The sequence below is a fragment of the Ensifer soli genome (assembly GCF_041928815.1).
In the GTDB taxonomy this organism is placed as follows: domain Bacteria; phylum Pseudomonadota; class Alphaproteobacteria; order Rhizobiales; family Rhizobiaceae; genus JBHFEI01.
This window is the reverse complement of sequence record NZ_JBHFEI010000015.1, coordinates 26580-42607: the sequence shown is the minus strand read 5'-3', so window position 1 is coordinate 42607 and position 16028 is coordinate 26580. Positions and strand designations below refer to the sequence as shown.

General features: G+C 66.3%; 14 protein-coding genes. 4 read left to right on the top strand and 10 right to left on the bottom strand.

Translation table 11 applies throughout. The annotated features are described in order from the left end of the window. Positions 1–76: 76 nt before the first annotated feature. The 8 genes from sufA to ACEVQ6_RS19340 all read right to left on the bottom strand — a co-directional run bounded on the left by sufA (position 77) and on the right by ACEVQ6_RS19340 (position 7443). Positions 77–475 (bottom strand): Fe-S cluster assembly scaffold SufA, encoded by a 399-nt coding sequence (sufA, locus tag ACEVQ6_RS19375; RefSeq protein WP_374890694.1) that lies wholly within the window; start codon positions 473–475, stop codon positions 77–79. Positions 476–583: 108 nt separating this feature from the next. Then, a complete protein-coding gene (locus ACEVQ6_RS19370; protein WP_374890693.1) occupies positions 584–961 on the bottom strand; it encodes an SUF system Fe-S cluster assembly protein in 378 nt (125 codons plus the stop codon). 13 nt (positions 962–974) lie between these two features. Beyond that, the gene (locus tag ACEVQ6_RS19365; RefSeq protein WP_374890692.1) at positions 975–2216 is read right to left on the bottom strand and encodes a cysteine desulfurase; all 1242 of its coding nucleotides are present in this window, start codon (positions 2214–2216) and stop codon (positions 975–977) included. A gap of 12 nt (positions 2217–2228) precedes the next feature. After that, positions 2229–3503, bottom strand: a complete 1275-nt coding sequence (gene sufD / locus ACEVQ6_RS19360) for a Fe-S cluster assembly protein SufD (RefSeq protein WP_374890691.1) — start codon at positions 3501–3503, stop codon at positions 2229–2231. 11 nt (positions 3504–3514) lie between these two features. Beyond that, positions 3515–4270 (bottom strand): Fe-S cluster assembly ATPase SufC, encoded by a 756-nt coding sequence (sufC, locus tag ACEVQ6_RS19355; protein ID WP_374890690.1) that lies wholly within the window; start codon positions 4268–4270, stop codon positions 3515–3517. Then, entirely contained in the window at positions 4263–4661 is a 399-nt protein-coding gene (locus ACEVQ6_RS19350) for a hypothetical protein (protein WP_374890689.1), read from the bottom strand. The genes sufC and ACEVQ6_RS19350 overlap by 8 nt, the downstream gene beginning before the upstream one ends. Next, positions 4661–6130 (bottom strand): Fe-S cluster assembly protein SufB, encoded by a 1470-nt coding sequence (gene sufB, locus ACEVQ6_RS19345; RefSeq protein WP_374890688.1) that lies wholly within the window; start codon positions 6128–6130, stop codon positions 4661–4663. The genes ACEVQ6_RS19350 and sufB overlap by 1 nt, the downstream gene beginning before the upstream one ends. Positions 6131–6273: 143 nt before the next feature. Further along, positions 6274–7443: a cysteine desulfurase family protein gene (locus ACEVQ6_RS19340; RefSeq protein ID WP_374890687.1), complete on the bottom strand. Its 1170-nt coding sequence runs from the start codon at positions 7441–7443 to the stop codon at positions 6274–6276. Positions 7444–7663: 220 nt separating this feature from the next. Between ACEVQ6_RS19340 and ACEVQ6_RS19335 the strand changes: the two genes are divergently transcribed. Beyond that, the gene (locus tag ACEVQ6_RS19335; protein ID WP_374890686.1) at positions 7664–8341 is read left to right on the top strand and encodes an alpha/beta hydrolase; all 678 of its coding nucleotides are present in this window, start codon (positions 7664–7666) and stop codon (positions 8339–8341) included. 53 nt (positions 8342–8394) lie between these two features. On the opposite strand, the gene ACEVQ6_RS19330 is transcribed toward ACEVQ6_RS19335, so the two are convergent. Then, a complete protein-coding gene (locus ACEVQ6_RS19330; RefSeq protein WP_374890685.1) occupies positions 8395–9516 on the bottom strand; it encodes an anhydro-N-acetylmuramic acid kinase in 1122 nt (373 codons plus the stop codon). Positions 9517–9677: 161 nt separating this feature from the next. On the opposite strand from ACEVQ6_RS19330, the gene tyrS reads away from it, so the two are divergent. Further along, positions 9678–10931 (top strand): tyrosine--tRNA ligase, encoded by a 1254-nt coding sequence (gene tyrS, locus ACEVQ6_RS19325; protein ID WP_374890684.1) that lies wholly within the window; start codon positions 9678–9680, stop codon positions 10929–10931. 54 nt (positions 10932–10985) lie between these two features. Here the strand turns inward: tyrS and ACEVQ6_RS19320 are convergent, their stop codons facing one another. Next, entirely contained in the window at positions 10986–14369 is a 3384-nt protein-coding gene (locus ACEVQ6_RS19320) for a YhdP family protein (RefSeq protein ID WP_374890683.1), read from the bottom strand. Positions 14370–14604: 235 nt separating this feature from the next. On the opposite strand from ACEVQ6_RS19320, the gene ACEVQ6_RS19315 reads away from it, so the two are divergent. Continuing rightward, entirely contained in the window at positions 14605–15072 is a 468-nt protein-coding gene (locus ACEVQ6_RS19315) for a peroxiredoxin (RefSeq protein ID WP_374890682.1), read from the top strand. Positions 15073–15105: 33 nt separating this feature from the next. Next, positions 15106–15954, top strand: a complete 849-nt coding sequence (locus ACEVQ6_RS19310; RefSeq protein ID WP_374890681.1) for a ferritin-like domain-containing protein — start codon at positions 15106–15108, stop codon at positions 15952–15954. Positions 15955–16028: the final 74 nt, after the last annotated feature.

Here is a 16028-nt window from a genome sequence, read left to right as displayed (position 1 = left end):
GCAGGACCGGCGGGACTTCACTTTCGACGGATCCCGCCCGAAGACCGCCGGCCGGCTCGCCCGCGCCTCAGGCGGATCAGCCCGCGCGCACCACCGCATCGCCGCGGGCGGCGAGCGCCGCAAGATCGGCGGGCTTCAGTTCGACCGATTCGCCGCAACCGCAGGCGGATGTCTGGTTCGGATTGGTGAAGGTGAAGCCCGAGCGCAGGCGCGTCGCCTCGAAGTCCATCCGCGTGCCGAGCAGGTAGAGCACGGCCTCCGGCGCCACCCAGACCTTCGCGCCCGCATGCTCGACCAGGTCGTCCCTGGCGTTCACATTGGCATCGGTGACGAGGTCGACGGCATATTCCATGCCGGCGCAGCCGCCCTTCTTGATCGAGACGCGGATGCCCCGCGCCGCCTCTCCCGCATTCTCGACGATGGCCTTGACCCGGCCGGCGGCCGCGTCGGTCAGCGACATCACTGCAAAACCCATATCCGCTTCTCCTGGATGCTGCCGGGTTCAAGGCCCGGCGCCCACACTCCGAATGTAGTGCTTTGCGCGCAGGCGATCAACTGCCGCAAGGCCCCGAGATCTCGCGGTTCAGTACCAGCCGACGGCGACCTTCGCCTCCTCCGACATGCGATCCGGCGTCCATGGCGGATCGAAGGTCATCGACACCTCGACGCCGGAGACGCCCTCGACAGCGCCGACGGCATTTTCCACCCAGCCGGGCATCTCGCCCGCGACCGGGCAGCCGGGCGCCGTCAGCGTCATGGCGATCTTCACCATGCGGTCGTCCTCGACGTCGATCTTGTAGATCAGCCCGAGTTCGAAGATGTCGGCCGGGATCTCCGGATCGTAGACCGTCTTCAGCGCGGCGATGATGTCGTCGCTGAGCCGTGCCAGTTCGTCGGCGGGAATGGCGGAATGGATGATGCCCTCGCGGACATCCACCTCTTCGGCGGCATCGGTGGACATGAGGCGTCTCCTCTCAGGAAAAGAAGGCGCGCGCCTGGTTCAGCGCGTCGGCAAGGATATCGATTTCGGCGCGGGTGTTGTAGAGGCCGAAGGAGGCGCGGCAGGTGGAGGTGACGCCGAAGCGCTTCAGCAGCGGCTGGGCGCAATGCGTGCCGGCACGCACGGCGACGCCGGCGCGGTCGATGACCATCGAGACGTCATGGGCGTGGATGCCTTCGAGCTCGAACGAGACGATCGCTCCCTTGCCCGGCGCGTTGCCGATGATACGCAACGCATTGATCGCCCGCAGTTTCTCCGTGGCATAGGCGGCAAGGTCGGCCTCGTGCGCGGCGATCGCGGCACGCCCGATCCCTTCGATATAGTCGAGAGCATGGCCGAGCCCGATCGCCTGGACGATCGGCGGCGTGCCGGCCTCGAAGCGGTGCGGCGGATCGTTATAGGTGACGGCGTCCTCCGACACGTCGACGATCATCTCGCCGCCGCCCATGAAGGGCCGCATCTCCTTCAGCCGCTCTGCCTTGCCGTAGAGAACGCCGATGCCGGACGGGCCGTAGAGCTTGTGCCCGGTCATCACATACCAGTCGCAATCGATGTCGCGGACGTCGACCGGCAGGTGAACGGCGCCCTGGCTGCCGTCGATCAGAACCGGGATGCCGCGTTCATGGGCGATGCGGCAGATCTCCTTGACGTTAACGATGGTGCCGAGCGCGTTCGACATGTGGGTGATGGCGACGAGCTTGGTCCGGTCGGTCAGCCTCGCGGCAAAATCCTCGACATGGAGCGCGCCCTCGTCGTCGACGGGGACCCAGACGAGCCTCGCCCCCTGCCGCTCCCGGATGAAATGCCAGGGCACGATGTTGGAGTGGTGCTCCATGATCGAGAGGACGATCTCGTCGCCGGCGCCGATCGCCGGCATGCCATAACCATAGGCGACCGTGTTGATCGCCTCGGTCGAGGACTTGGTGAAGACGATCTCGTCGACGGAGGACGCGTTGAGGAAGCGCCGGACCTTTTCCCGCGCCGCCTCGTAGGCATCCGTCGCCGCATTGGAGAGGAAGTGCAGGCCGCGATGGACATTGGCATATTCGTTCGAATAGGCCGACGAGATCGCGTTGATCACCGATTGCGGCTTCTGCGCCGAGGCACCGTTGTCGAGATAGACGAGCGGCTTGCCGTAGACGCTGCGCGACAGGATCGGGAAATCCCTGCGGATCGCCTCGACATCGTAGGCGGGGGTCGGCGCGGTGCTATCCATCCTGGTCCTGCCTCATGCATGCGCCTCCAGCCAGTCGGCGATGATGCCTTCCAGCACCTCGACCAGCGCCTCATGCTCCAGTTCCTCGACGATCTCGTCGACGAAGGCGTTGACGAGCATGGCGCGCGCCCGGCCTTCCGGAATGCCGCGGGCGCGCAGATAGTAGAGATGCGTGGGGTTGATGTCGATCACGGTCGCGCCGTGGCCGCACTGGACGTCGTCGGCGAAGATCTCCAGTTCCGGCTTCGCGGAGAAATCCGCGTCGTCTGACAGGAGCAGCGTGTTGCACGCCATCTTCGCATCGGTCTTCTGCGCATCCTTGGCGACGCGGATCTGGCCCTGGAAGACGCCCTTTGCCCGGTCGAAGACGACGTTGCGGATGATCTCCGACGAGGTCGTGTTCGGCACGTCATGGCCGAGCGTGAAAGTGACGTCGGTATGCGTGTCGCCGCCGAGAAGATTGATGCCGCGCAGGTCGAGATGGGCGCCCTCGCCGCTCGTCACGCCATGCACCTCCTGGCGCACCAGCCTGCCGCCGGCATTGACGACGTAGAGCTTCAGCCGCGCATTTTCCGCAAGATCGAAGTTGATCTGGCCAAGATGGGTGTCGGCGGCCCCCTGCTGCTGCAGGATGATCCAGGTGACGTCGGCGTCCTCGTCGAGGATCAGGTCGCTGACGCAGGTGACGAAGCTCGCATCCGCCGAGGTCGAGACGTGGCGCTCGACCACCGTCGCCTTCGCGCCCGCTCCGAAGGTCACCGGCAGGCGGACATGGCTCTGGCCGCTGCTCTGCACGACCTGGAGTTCCAGAACCGCGTCGATGTCGGCCTTGTCGGCGATCTCGATCTCGTAGCCGTCGCGGACGAAGGCACCGTTGATCCGGCCGATCGCATCGTCGCCGCCGCGCTCGATCAGATCGGCGGCGGCCGTGCCGTCGGTCAGGCTTTCCCGATAGGCCTTGACGGCGATCGTCTCCGGCAGATCGACGGAAGAGGAGACACCGTTGCGCAGCGTCATCACCAACGCCCCGTCGACGAGCGGCTCGATCCTGCCGACGAAGGCGGCCGGATCGAAGGCCGGAACGGCGCGCAGCAGCGTGCGCAGGTCGGTATAGTGCCAGGCCTCGACGCGGCGCGTCGGCAGGCCGGCGGTCTTCAGGTCGTCGAGGAGCGTGTCGCGGGCGGTCACGACCGCGCCGTCGCCCGGCAGGTCGCCGGCCTGGGCGACATAGGCGTCGACCAGCGCCGTTTCGGCGGCCGTCATCCGGATGCCCGTTTCGATAGTCATGCCGTGCCTCCTCAGGCCGCCGCGCCGACGATGTCGGCGTAGCCGTTGGCCTCGAGTTCATGCGCCAGCGTCTTGTCGCCGGACTTGATCACCTGGCCCTTGTAGAGGACATGCACCGTGTCCGGCACGATATAATCGAGCAGGCGCTGGTAGTGGGTGATGACGATGACGGCGCGCTCCGGCGAGCGCAGCGCGTTGACGCCGTCGGCGACGATCTTCAGCGCATCGATGTCGAGACCCGAATCGGTCTCGTCGAGGATGCACAGCTTCGGCTCCAGGAGCGCCATCTGCAGGATCTCGGCGCGTTTCTTTTCGCCGCCGGAGAAGCCGACGTTCAACGGTCGCTTCAGCATGTCGGGATTGATCTGGAGTTTCGCGGAGGCTTCCTTGACGCGGCGGATAAAGTCCGGCGTCGAAAGCTCCGGTTCGCCGCGGTATTTCCGCTGCTCGTTCAGCGCGACCTTCAGGAACTGCATCGTCGCGACGCCGGGGATTTCGACCGGATACTGGAAGGCGAGGAAGATGCCCTTGGCGGCGCGTTCGGACGGGTCGAGTTCGAGGATGCTCTCGCCATTGTAGAGGATGTCGCCCTCGGTGACCTCGTAGTCCTCGCGGCCCGAAAGGATGTAGGAGAGCGTCGACTTGCCGGAGCCGTTGGGGCCCATGATCGCCGCGACCTCGCCGGCCTTCACCGTCAGGTTCAGGCCGCGGATGATCTCGGTGCCGTCTTCGGCGATACGGGCGTGAAGGTTCTTGATTTCAAGCATCTTGTTCTCTCAAGCTTCCGATTGTGACATAGCGATACGTCAGCATTCTCATAATCTCGATTTCGAGTTTCGAAGCAGTTTCAAAACCGAGCTTTCCTCGACTTTCCAGCTCCATAGGACTAGGCCACCACGTCAAATCGAACACATTAGGTCCGTAGCATACGATATCGAGACTGCTGCCGCTTTCGCTTTTCAGTTCAACTATATTTTCGGTGAGGGAGACCTCAATTTTTTGATCGTTATCTTCCACTAATTCTCGAACTTGATTCGATAGAATCTGCGCTCTCATACGGCATTCAACGATATCAAAATTCTCCCTATAGTCGTCCGGCACAGGCACGTCGCGATCGAACTGCCAGACGGTTACAACTAAAGGATAATTTTCGTCCATCAGCCGACGGAACCCTCCAGCGAAATTCCGATCAGCTTCTGCGCCTCGACGGCGAACTCCATCGGCAGTTCCTGGATGACCTCCTTGACGAAGCCGTTGACGATCAGCGCGATCGCGGCCTCCTCTGGAATGCCACGCTGCAGGCAGTAGAAGAGCTGGTCTTCGGAGATCTTCGAGGTGGTCGCCTCGTGCTCGAACTGGGCGGTGGCGTTCTTCGCCTCGATATAGGGGACCGTGTGCGCGCCGCAGGTGTCGCCGATCAGAAGCGAATCGCACTGGGTGAAGTTGCGCGCATTCGCCGCCTTGCGGTGGGCCGAGACCTGGCCGCGATAGGTGTTCGACGAGAAGCCGGCGGAAATGCCCTTGGAGATGATGCGGCTCGATGTGTTCTTGCCGAGATGGATCATCTTCGTGCCCGAATCGATCTGCTGGTAGCCGTTCGACACCGCGATCGAGTAGAATTCTCCGCGCGAGCCGTCGCCGCGCAGGATGCAGGACGGGTATTTCCAGGTGATCGCCGATCCGGTCTCGACCTGCGTCCACGAAATCTTCGAGTTCCGTCCGCGGCAATCGCCGCGCTTGGTGACGAAGTTGTAGATGCCGCCCTTGCCCTGCTTGTCGCCGGGATACCAGTTCTGCACCGTCGAATACTTGATCTCGGCCTCGTCCAGCGCGACGAGCTCGACGACGGCGGCGTGAAGCTGGTTCTCGTCGCGCTGCGGCGCCGTGCACCCCTCGAGATAGGAGACGTAGGCGCCCTCGTCGGCTACGATCAGCGTGCGCTCGAACTGGCCGGTGTTCTTCTCGTTGATGCGGAAATAGGTCGAAAGCTCCATCGGGCAGCGCACGCCCTTCGGCACGTAGACGAAGGAGCCGTCGGTGAAGACCGCAGAATTCAGCGTGGCATAGTAATTGTCGGTCGTCGGCACCACGGAGCCGAGATATTTGCGCACCAGTTCGGGATGCTCGCGGATCGCCTCAGAGATCGACATGAAGATCACGCCGGCCTTCTTCAGCTCCTCCTTGAAGGTGGTGACGACCGACACCGAATCGAAGACGGCATCGACGGCGACGCGCGGCCTCTCGACGCCGGCGAGGATTTCCTGCTCGCGCAGCGGAATGCCGAGCTTCTCATAAACCTTCAGCAGTTCCGGATCGACCTCGTCGATCGACTTCGGCCCGCTCTGGTTCTTCGGCGCCGCGTAATAATGGAGGTCGTTGAAGTCGATCTTCGGATAGTCGACGCGTGCCCATTGGGGCTCGTCCATGGTCAGCCAGCGGCGATAGGCGTCCAGGCGCCATTCGAGCATCCAGTCGGGTTCGCTCTTCTTCGCCGAGATGAAGCGGATGATCTCCTCGGACAGGCCTTTCGGCGCCTTGTCCATCTCGATGACGGTCTCGAAACCGTATTTGTACTGGTCCACATCGATCAGGGCGACCTGATCGATTGTTTCCTGCACGGCAGCCATGTCGTTCTCCAATCTCGCCGGTTCAAGGCCGGCAGCTTGTCGGCGCGATGGATAGCATCGTCGCACCGCCTATGTAGTGGCTGGAAGGCCATTTTCACACGCCTTGCAAGCGAAAACGCCGTCCTCTCCCCATTCTTTCCGCCTTACGCCGCGATTTCCGCCGCCCGACGCCGCGCCGCGACCCGGGAAAAGGCCAAAAGCGCCCCGTCGATGTCCTCCGCGCGCGTCGCGGGCCCGAGCGAGATCCGCAACGCCCCGAGGCGCGGGTCGCAGCCCATCGCCGTCAGTACATGGCTGCGCCCGACCTTGCCGGACGCGCAGGCGGAACCGGCCGAGAGCGCGATCCCCTCGAGATCGAAGGCGATCTGCCCCGTCTCTGCCTTCAGTCCCGGCAGGCTGAAGAAGCAGGTGTTGCCGATGCGCTCGGCGCCCTCACCATGGAAGACCACATCGGAAGCGATCGCACGCATTCCCGCCTCGAGCCGGTCGCGAAGCGCCCGCACCGCCTCGGGCACTCCCTGGTCCAGCATCTCGCGGCAGGCACGCGCCGCAGCCGCGAACCCCGCGATCGCCGGACCGTTCTCCGTGCCGGAGCGGTGGCCCCGCTCCTGCCCGCCGCCGCGAATCACAGGCGCGGGCATCAGGGCGGAACCGCGGGCGATCAGCGCACCGGCACCCTTCGGGCCGCCGATCTTGTGGGACGAGACGATCAGGAAATCGGCACCGAGATCGCCGACCGACAGCGCCATCCGTCCGGCCGCCTGCACCGCGTCGACGACGAGGAGGCCGCCCCGCGTCTTGACCCGCGCCGCGACCTCGGCGACGGGCTGGACGATCCCGGTCTCGTTGTTGGCCAGCATCACCGCCACCATCGGCAGGCCGAGCGCGGCATCATGGGCATCGAGCATGGCCGAAAGCGCGTCGAGATCGACGATGCCGGCCGGCGTCACCGGAATTTCGCTGACGCGACCGGCGGAAAAGCGCCCGCCTTCGCGCACCGCCGGATGCTCGATCGCGGAGACGTAGAGATGGCCGATGGCGAGCGGCGTGCGCCCCATGCGATAGTCGGGCGTCAGAGCGAGGCTCGTCGCCTCGGTCGCCCCGCTGGTGAAGACGACGTCGCCCGCCTCAGCGCCGGCCAGAAGCGCGACGTCGCGCCTGGCATTCTCGATCAGCGCGCGGGCCGCCCGTCCCTCCCTGTGCACGGAGGACGGGTTGCCGCCCTGGTCGAGCGCGGCAAGGACAGCCTCCCGCGCCGCCGGCAGAAGCGGCGCCGTGGCATTCCAGTCCAGGTAGATGCGCCGATTGGCCATTCCCGTGTCCCGCATGGTCCTTCGCGCGCGACGGTCGCGCAGCCGTGCATTTTCCTTGAAAGTTCCGCGCCGCTTGCCGTAAAGACGGGGCACATCGCGGAATGACCGTGTCCAGTTTTTGAACGGTTCTAAACTGACTTCTAGAAAAGCTGACCCGTTTCGTCAAGACAGGCCGGCGGCCGAATGCGGTTTTGAACCCAGAATCACACCCGGAGATCGAATGCCCGAAATCATTTTCAACGGACCTGCCGGCCGCATCGAAGGCCGCTACCAGCCGTCGAAGCAGAAGAGCGCGCCGATCGCGATCATCCTCCATCCCCATCCGCAATTCGGCGGAACGATGAACAACCAGATCGTCTACCAGTTGTTCTACATGTTCCAGAAGCGCGGCTTCACCACGCTGCGCTTCAATTTCCGCGGCATCGGCCGCAGCCAGGGCGAATTCGACCACGGCGCCGGCGAGCTTTCCGATGCGGCCTCCGCCCTCGACTGGGTGCAGAGCCTGCATCCCGATTCGAAGAGCTGCTGGGTGGCCGGCTACTCCTTCGGCGCCTGGATCGGCATGCAGCTCCTGATGCGCCGGCCGGAGATCGAAGGCTTCATCTCGATCGCCCCGCAGCCGAACATCTACGATTTCTCCTTCCTCGCCCCCTGCCCCTCGTCCGGCCTGATCATCAACGGCGATGCCGACAAGGTGGCGCCGGAGAAGGACGTCAACGGGCTGGTCGAGAAGCTGAAGGCGCAGAAGGGCATCCTCATCACCCATCGCACGGTGCCCGGCGCCAACCATTTCTTCAACGCCCAGGTCGAGCCGCTGATGGCGGAATGCGAGGACTATCTCGACCGGCGGCTTGCCGGCGAACTGACGCCGGAGCCGGCGGCCAAGCGCATCCGCTGAAACCGACCCATGCGCATGTCGGGCCGCCGGATTGCCGGCGGCTTTTTTCATGTTCAGGTGCCGGGCCTTGCGAGCACCCCGCCGCTGACTGGCATGCGTACTCCTGTCGTCCCTGGAAATGTCAGCGGCAGGCCCTTCAGCGAACGCACGGCGAGATAGGCCCAGGCCTCCGCCTCCATCGCGTCGCCGTCGAGCCCTGCCTCTTCCGCCGTCATGACCGACGCGCCGATTTTTCCCGCCAGATCCGCCAGATCGTCCATGATGATGCGGTTCAGGCGTCCGCCGCCGGAGACGATGAAGGTGCGCGGCGGTTCCGGCAGATGGCCGGCCGAGCGCAAAATGGCGGCGGCGGAGACGTAGGCGAGCGTGCGGGCGCCATCCGCAAGGCTCGCCTCGGTGCCGGACGGCGGCAGGAAATCGTTGCGGTCAAGGGAGCGCCGCTTTTCCGCCGCGAAGAAGGGATGATCGAGGTATCGCGCCGCGAGCGCGGCGACGACGCCGCCCTCGCTGGCGATCATGCCGCCCTGGTCGAAGGGAATGCCGGCATGGGCCTCGACCCACTGGTCGATCAGCGCGTTGCCCGGGCCGCTGTCGAAGGCGACGGGTCCGTCCGATCCGACGAAGGTGAGGTTGGAGATCCCGCCGATATTGACGAAGGTTACCGGCGCCACGATGTCCGGCCGTCCGGCGAGCGTCGCGGCAAGCGCTGCATGGTAGGCCGGGATCAGCGGCGCGCCCTGCCCGCCATGGACCATGTCGTTGGCGCGCATGTCATAGACGACGGGGATCGCGATCTCGCGGGCGAGCCGTCCGCCATCGCCGAGCTGCACCGTCAGCCGCTCGTCCGGGCGGTGCAGCACGGTCTGACCGTGGAAGCCGACCACGTCGATGTCGGCGGCACGGAGGTCGTGGGCCGCGAGAAAGCGCCGGACCGCGTCCGCATGCCTGAGCGTCAGCTCGCGCTCCGCCTCGGCCAGGATACCCGGCCGCGCGTCGCGGGCGCGGATGGTCCTGGCATCGTCGAGGCATCGCTTCAGCCGGTCGCGAAACGCCGTCTCGTAGGAAATGCCGAGGAAGGGACCGCGCTCGACGCGGCCTTCTCCGTCGGTGCGCAGCAGCGCGACATCGATGCCGTCCATGCTGGTGCCGCTCATCAGGCCGATCGCCGTTTTCATGCCGTCCGCCATCCTTGTCGCGCCTTTGTTGCCTCGGGGATCAGATCGCCCGCGGAGACAGGTGCAACGCGGGCGAAACAGTGCTAAAGGCCGCGCCGATGTCTGCCAAGCCTCGGCCGTCCGGGTGCGGCCGCGATCCCTCCGTCCTGAAGAGATGTCCGATGTCCGAGTTCAAGTCCGATTTCCTCCGCACGCTCGCCGAGCGCGGCTACATCCACCAGACCTCCGACAATGAGGGGCTGGACAAGCTGTTTTCGACGGAGACCGTGACGGCCTATATCGGCTTCGACCCGACCGCGCCGAGCCTGCATGCCGGCGGGCTGATCCAGATCATGATGCTGCACTGGATGCAGGCGACCGGCCATCGGCCGATCTCGCTGATGGGCGGCGGCACGGGCATGGTCGGCGATCCCTCGTTCAAGGACGAGGCGCGCCAGCTGATGACGCCCGAGACGATCGAGGCCAACATCGCCTCGATCAAGACCGTGTTCTCGAACTACCTCACCTATGGCGAGGGCCCGAAGGACGCACTGATGATCAACAATGCCGACTGGCTGCTCGGCATCAACTATCTCGAATTCCTGCGCGACGTCGGACGACATTTTTCCGTGAACCGCATGCTCTCCTTCGACAGCGTCAAGACGCGGCTCGACCGGGAGCAGTCGCTGTCCTTCCTCGAATTCAACTACATGATCCTGCAGGCCTACGACTTCGTCGAGCTTTACAAGCGCACCGGCTGCCGCCTGCAGATGGGCGGCTCCGACCAGTGGGGCAACATCGTCAACGGCATCGACCTCGGCCACCGCATGGGCACGCCGCAGCTCTACGCGCTGACCTCGCCGCTGCTGACCACCGCGTCCGGCGCGAAGATGGGCAAGTCGGTCAACGGCGCGGTCTGGCTCAACCCGGACATGCTGTCGGCCTATGATTTCTGGCAGTACTGGCGCAACACCGAGGACGCCGACGTCTCGCGCTTCCTGAAGCTCTACACGACCCTGCCGATGGACGAGATCGCCCGCCTCTCCGCGCTCGGCGGCGCCGAGATCAACGAGGTGAAGAAGATCCTCGCCACCGAGATCACCGCCATGTTGCACGGCCGCGCCGCGGCGGAGGCGGCGGCCGAGACGGCGCGCAAAACCTTCGAGGAGGGCGCGCTCGCCGACGACCTGCCGTCGATCGACATCCCGGCCGGCGAACTGGAGGCCGGCATCGGCGTGCTGGCGCTCTTCGTCCGCGCCGGCCTTGCCGAATCGAACGGCGAGGCGCGCCGGCATGTGAAGGGCGGAGGTCTCAGGCTGAACGGCGCCGTCGTCACCGACGAGCGCCAGCTCGTCGGCACGGCGGAGGTCACCGCCGACGGCGTGATCAAGCTGTCGCTCGGAAAGAAGAAACATCTCCTCGTTCGCCCGGCGTAACACGCGTCGAGGCCGGGCCGCCAGCGCTGCGCCCGGCCTGGCCCCACACCGGCGTCAGAATTCGAAGATCGAGCGGAAGACGCCGGGCGCGATGATCGACAGCGGATTGATCGTCAGTTGCGGCCGGGCGATCGGCCCCGTCAGCTTGAACGTGATGCCGAGCAGGCCGCGGTCGCGGCCATTGCCGAGGATCGTGCCGATCAGCGGCAGTTCTGCAAAAAGGCGGTTCAGGCCATAGGCCGGCATGAAGGTGCCGGTCATGTCCATCCTGCCGGAGGCGTCGCGCAGCGTCCCCTGGAAGGTCGCGCCGATTTCCGTTCCCCGCAGCACGCCGCGATCGAGTCGGACCGTTCCCTTGTCGAGCATCAGTTGCGCCGCGCCGCGATCGAAGGAGGCGGTACTGACGTCGATGTCGCGGCGGACGGCGTCGTTCAGGCTGCGGCCGCTGCTGTCTGCGGGGGTCGAGACGATCGACTGCAGGCGCGCTTCGTTCACCAGCGAGAATTTCCGCACCTCGATGCCGCCGCGCCAGGAGCCGGCGCCGCGATCGCGCAGGCGCAGGTTCAGCAGCCCGCCGCGCATGTTCTCGTAAAGACCGGAGAACCGCGCCAGCGCGCCGGCATTGCCGGCGGCAAGTTCGACCACGGGATCGCCGCCCTCTTTGACGAGCTTGGCCACCAGCGCCTGTCCGCCCTCGAGCACGGCCGAGAGATCGAGCGTGTCGATCAGCGGCCCGCGGGTCGCATAGGAGAGCGCGACGTTGCCGACCGCCTCGCCGTTGAAACCGATCACCCGGTCGAGGTCGGCGCGCACGGTCGTGGAGGTCCCGCCGCCCGCGCGCGCGTCATCGCCGTCCTTCAGCTTGGCCAGCACGGGGCGCAGATCGGCCTGCGCACCCTTGACCGAAACGGAGAAGCCGCGCCCGCCGCGCTCGAGGCTGACCGAGAAATCATCGCCGGGGGCGAGGCGCACGGATTGCAGCCGGGCATCGGCGAGACCGTTGCCGTCAAGGCGGAGATCCCCGGAAGCGCCGAAACCGTCGCCGCTGAGGCTGAAATCGCTGATGCGGGTCGCCTCCCCCGTCTTCTGCACGACGAAGCGCACCGTTGCGGCGATGCCGCTTCCCTTGGTCCAGCCGACCCAGGGCAGGTTCACCTCGGCCTTGCCGAGGCCGGCCTCGACCGATTGCCGGCCGTCCGCGCCGAACTCCACCGCCACGTCGACCGGCCCGTCGACGATACCGTTGAGGCCGGGGGCGAACCTTGCGAGCGCGGCCGCGCCGAGCGTCCCCCTGGCGCTGCGGCGGCGCACCGCAGTGCTGTCCTCGCCGACCGGCTCGACGAGCGTCACGTCGAGCGGCGCACCGTCGACCGTGGCCTTCGCTTCAAGTTCGGCCTTGTCAGTATCGACGCGCAGGCGGCCGTCGAGATCCGTTATGCTTCGGCCTTCCAGCGGGCGCGTGAGCGCGACGCCGTTCAGCATCAGTTCGGCCTGCCATTGCGGCTTCGGCGGCTTTTGCGCCGAGATCAGGCCGAAATAGGCCCCGATCGCCGCCGTCATCGGCCCGGAAAAATCCTCGGGCCTGAACGGCGTGCGCTGAAGGGCGGCGATCGGACGATAGCTCGCGAGTTCCGCCAGCGCGTCCGCCTCGCCCGCGACATGCAGCTTCATCTCCGCCATCAGCGGCTTGGCGTGGATGTCGGGAATGGCGAAATCGCCGTCGTCCAGCCGCACCGTCCGGCCGGAGGGAAAAAATGCCGTGCCCTTCCGGATCGCCACGTCCATGCGTTCGCCCGTAAGCAGGAAACTGCCGCCCGCGTCCCTCAAGGGTGGGATATCGCCTGCCAGATTGACGCGGGTGTCGTCGATGTCGAAACTGATCTTCAGCTCCTCGTCGGTCAGTTCGACCGGCCCGGCGGTATTGGCAAGGCGCCCCTTGTCGATGACAACCTCGATGCGACCGTTGCGCACCGTGCCGCCGAAGATGTTGGCGACGACCCAGCGCCGGGCATTCCTGCCGACCCACCAGGGCCAGAGCTGCTTGACGGCCGAGGACTCCATCGTGTCGATCAGCCCGACGAAGCTGATGCGCGGCGACGTGTCTGCGAAGGCGATCGCCAGCGAACCGGCCATGGCACCGCGCGGGCTCGATATGCGCAACTGGTCGAAGACGAGGCGATGGTCGGCGACGAGGAAGCTGCCGGTCGCCTTGGCGTCGAAGGCAAGCGGCGGGTCCGAAACGTCGACCGGGGCGACGCGCGCGCCGCTGACGAGCAGATCGATGGTCACGCCCGGCGCACCGTCGACCGCCGCCCTGTCGACCAGCGACCCCGTGACCGGGAATGTCGAGCGGCCGACATTGACGACGGAGGGAAGAATCTCGATCGCGCCCCGGTCGAAATCATAGCCGAGACGCAGTTCCGACGGGTTGAGCGCGGAGGATAGGCCGCCGGCGTCAAAGACCCCGCTCGAGGTCTTCAGGGTGACGGCGAGGGCCGGCGCGTGCTCGGCCGATCCCCTTTCGGCCGAAAGCGTCACCGCCGCCGTCGCGTCGATGCCGAAGGCGGCCTCGGTCGCCGTTCCGGCGCGGTGGGTGAAGGGCGAGAGCGGCACGCCCTCGACGCTGCCGGCGAGCCGCGCGATGCGGGCGCCTTCGCCGGCGGCCGTCAGATCCAGCCGTGCCTCGGCGCCGTCGACGGTCACCGCGCCGGTGATGTGCATCGCACCCTGATCGGAGCGCTGAAAGGCCAGCCTGTCGATGACCAGCGCCACGGTCGTTCCACGCGGCCCCGCAAGCGACAGCGACGTGTCGCTGATCTCGACCGCGGCGGTCTGGCTCGAGGCGACGATACGCGCGATCCTGTCGATCTCCGCAAAGACGGAATCGAGCGCCTCCGGCACCGCGTCGACCTTGAGGGCGGTGAGATCGATCGCCCTGCCCTTCGGCATCAGCGCGGGATCGAGCGTGGCGCCCGACGCTTCGAGGCGCGACACCGCGACGTGACCGGTGAGGAGCGCGAAGGGATCGAGCACGATCGAGATCGATTGCGCGGTGACGAGGCTTGCGCCCGATCGCCGGTCGGCGAGCGAAACGTCGCGCGCCTCGAGCGCGAGGTCGGCGCGCGACGTCACCCTCAGCACCGTGCTTCCGACGGTTGCGGCATAGTCCTCGCCGAGCGCGGCGTTCAGCGCCCGCGACGCCCGCTGGTTCAGCGCCGCATCGACCATGCCCGTCTCGATCGCGACGATCGCCGTGCCGAGCACCAGGACGACGAGGCAGGCGGCGGCGATCGCCGCGCGAATGCAAAAGGAGAGAGGCCCCCGTCCCTCGGGGGCATGAACGATGATCGGCTCGTGCGCCTTGGCCGAGGGCAGGTCGTGCAGGGCGACGATGTCGTCCCTGCCGAAGCTTACCTTCTCGCCGCGTATGTCAGCCATTCACCGCCCTTCACAAAAGGCATCCCGCGCGCCTCCCTGCCGATGCCCTTTCGACGGCCGGGCATCCGTGAATCGCGTTGCGGGCGCGTCATTAAACCACGAAACGGTCATCCGGGACATCGAACTTTCCGTATCGGCCCCGTCGGCGCACGAACCTGCTGGATCTTCCGGCGGGCACGTTTTATCTGCGGTGCCGGCACCTGTTCGAAAAAACCGGCCAAAGAAAGGTCTCATCATGGCGGAATTGAGCGTCGGCATGAAAGCTCCCGATTTCTCGCTGTCCCGCGACGGCGGCGGAACGGTCTCGCTTGCCGATTTCGCCGGCAAGGCGGTGGTTCTCTATTTCTATCCGAAGGACGACACGAGCGGCTGCACGGCGGAGGCGATCGCCTTCAGCGGGCTGCTGCCGGATTTCGAGGCGGCCGGCGCGGTGATCATCGGCATGTCGCCGGATCCGGTGAAAAGCCACGACCGCTTCGTCAAGAAGCACGGCCTGTCGCTCATCCTTGCCTCGGATCCGGAGACGGGCGTGCTCGACGCTTACGGCGTCTGGAAGGAAAAGAGCATGTACGGCCGGACCTATATGGGCGTCGAGCGGACGACCGTGCTGATCGGCCCCGACGGGACGATCCGGAAGATATGGCCGAAGGTCAAGGTTGCCGGCCACGCCGAGGAGGTGCTCGAGGCCGTCAGGGCATCGTAAGGGCGGGTGCGGGACTCTGGACGCGGGAGACACATGGACGCTGTAAACATGGACGCGGCAGCGGGGCTGACGATCGAAAGCCTGCGCGGCGGCGCGATCGCGGCGATCCGGGCCGACGATCTCGACCGGAAGACGCTCGTCGCACAGGAGACGGCGCGGCGGTGGCAGGCCCGCGTCCTGTCGCTGCGCTCGCCGCGCGATGCGCCGCTGCCCGACCGCCCCGGCCGGCCGGCGAGGCCCGAGCTCGTTCCGCCGACGCGTGTGGAGCACCGCTCGCTTGTCTCGACGAAGGGGCGCATCGCCCTCCTGCACGCGATCGCCCATATCGAGCTCAACGCCGTCGACCTGGCGCTCGACATCGTCGCCCGCTTCGCCGGCATGTCCGTGCCGCATTCCTTCTTCGACGGCTGGATGCAGGTCGCCTTCGAGGAGGCGAAGCATTTCCGCCTGGTGCGCGGACGCCTGCGCGCGCTCGGCGCCGACTATGGCGACCTGCCCGCCCATGACGGGCTCTGGCAGGCCGCCCACGACACCCGCAACGACCTGACCGCGCGGCTCGCGGTCGTGCCGCTCATTCTCGAGGCGCGCGGCCTTGACGTGACGCCGGCGCTGCAGGCGAAGATGCGCGCGGCCGGCGATATCGACAGCGCCGCGATCCTCGACATCATCTACGAGGACGAGAAGGGCCATGTCGCGGTCGGGGCGAAATGGTTCCGCTTTCTCTGCGCGCGCGAACGGAAGAACCCGGCGGCCACCTTCCAGGGCCTCGTCCGCGCGAATTTTCGCGGACCGCTCAAGGCGCCCTTCAACGATGTCGCGCGCGCGGAAGCGGGCCTGACGCCGAGCTTCTACCGCTCGATGACGTCGTCGCTCGGCCGGTAGCACCTTTCGCGGCGCAAGCGAGACATGGATGACGCGCCTCGCCGCACAGGATTGCGGTCGCCCCTCCGAACCTT

Excerpts from the sequence above, each read along its gene's own strand:
- tyrS (WP_374890684.1), top strand. The coding sequence starts at position 9,678 with ATGTCCGAGTTCAAGTCCGATTTCCTCCGCACGCTCGCCGAGCGCGGC.
- sufD (WP_374890691.1), bottom strand. The coding sequence starts at position 3,503 with ATGACTATCGAAACGGGCATCCGGATGACGGCCGCCGAAACGGCGCTG.
- ACEVQ6_RS19320 (WP_374890683.1), bottom strand. The coding sequence starts at position 14,369 with ATGGCTGACATACGCGGCGAGAAGGTAAGCTTCGGCAGGGACGACATC.
- ACEVQ6_RS19340 (WP_374890687.1), bottom strand. The coding sequence starts at position 7,443 with ATGGCCAATCGGCGCATCTACCTGGACTGGAATGCCACGGCGCCGCTT.
- sufC (WP_374890690.1), bottom strand. The coding sequence starts at position 4,270 with ATGCTTGAAATCAAGAACCTTCACGCCCGTATCGCCGAAGACGGCACC.
- sufA (WP_374890694.1), bottom strand. The coding sequence starts at position 475 with ATGGGTTTTGCAGTGATGTCGCTGACCGACGCGGCCGCCGGCCGGGTC.
- ACEVQ6_RS19315 (WP_374890682.1), top strand. The coding sequence starts at position 14,605 with ATGGCGGAATTGAGCGTCGGCATGAAAGCTCCCGATTTCTCGCTGTCC.
- ACEVQ6_RS19370 (WP_374890693.1), bottom strand. The coding sequence starts at position 961 with ATGTCCACCGATGCCGCCGAAGAGGTGGATGTCCGCGAGGGCATCATC.
- ACEVQ6_RS19310 (WP_374890681.1), top strand. The coding sequence starts at position 15,106 with ATGGACGCTGTAAACATGGACGCGGCAGCGGGGCTGACGATCGAAAGC.
- ACEVQ6_RS19330 (WP_374890685.1), bottom strand. The coding sequence starts at position 9,516 with ATGAAAACGGCGATCGGCCTGATGAGCGGCACCAGCATGGACGGCATC.
- sufB (WP_374890688.1), bottom strand. The coding sequence starts at position 6,130 with ATGGCTGCCGTGCAGGAAACAATCGATCAGGTCGCCCTGATCGATGTG.
- ACEVQ6_RS19365 (WP_374890692.1), bottom strand. The coding sequence starts at position 2,216 with ATGGATAGCACCGCGCCGACCCCCGCCTACGATGTCGAGGCGATCCGC.
- ACEVQ6_RS19350 (WP_374890689.1), bottom strand. The coding sequence starts at position 4,661 with ATGGACGAAAATTATCCTTTAGTTGTAACCGTCTGGCAGTTCGATCGC.
- ACEVQ6_RS19335 (WP_374890686.1), top strand. The coding sequence starts at position 7,664 with ATGCCCGAAATCATTTTCAACGGACCTGCCGGCCGCATCGAAGGCCGC.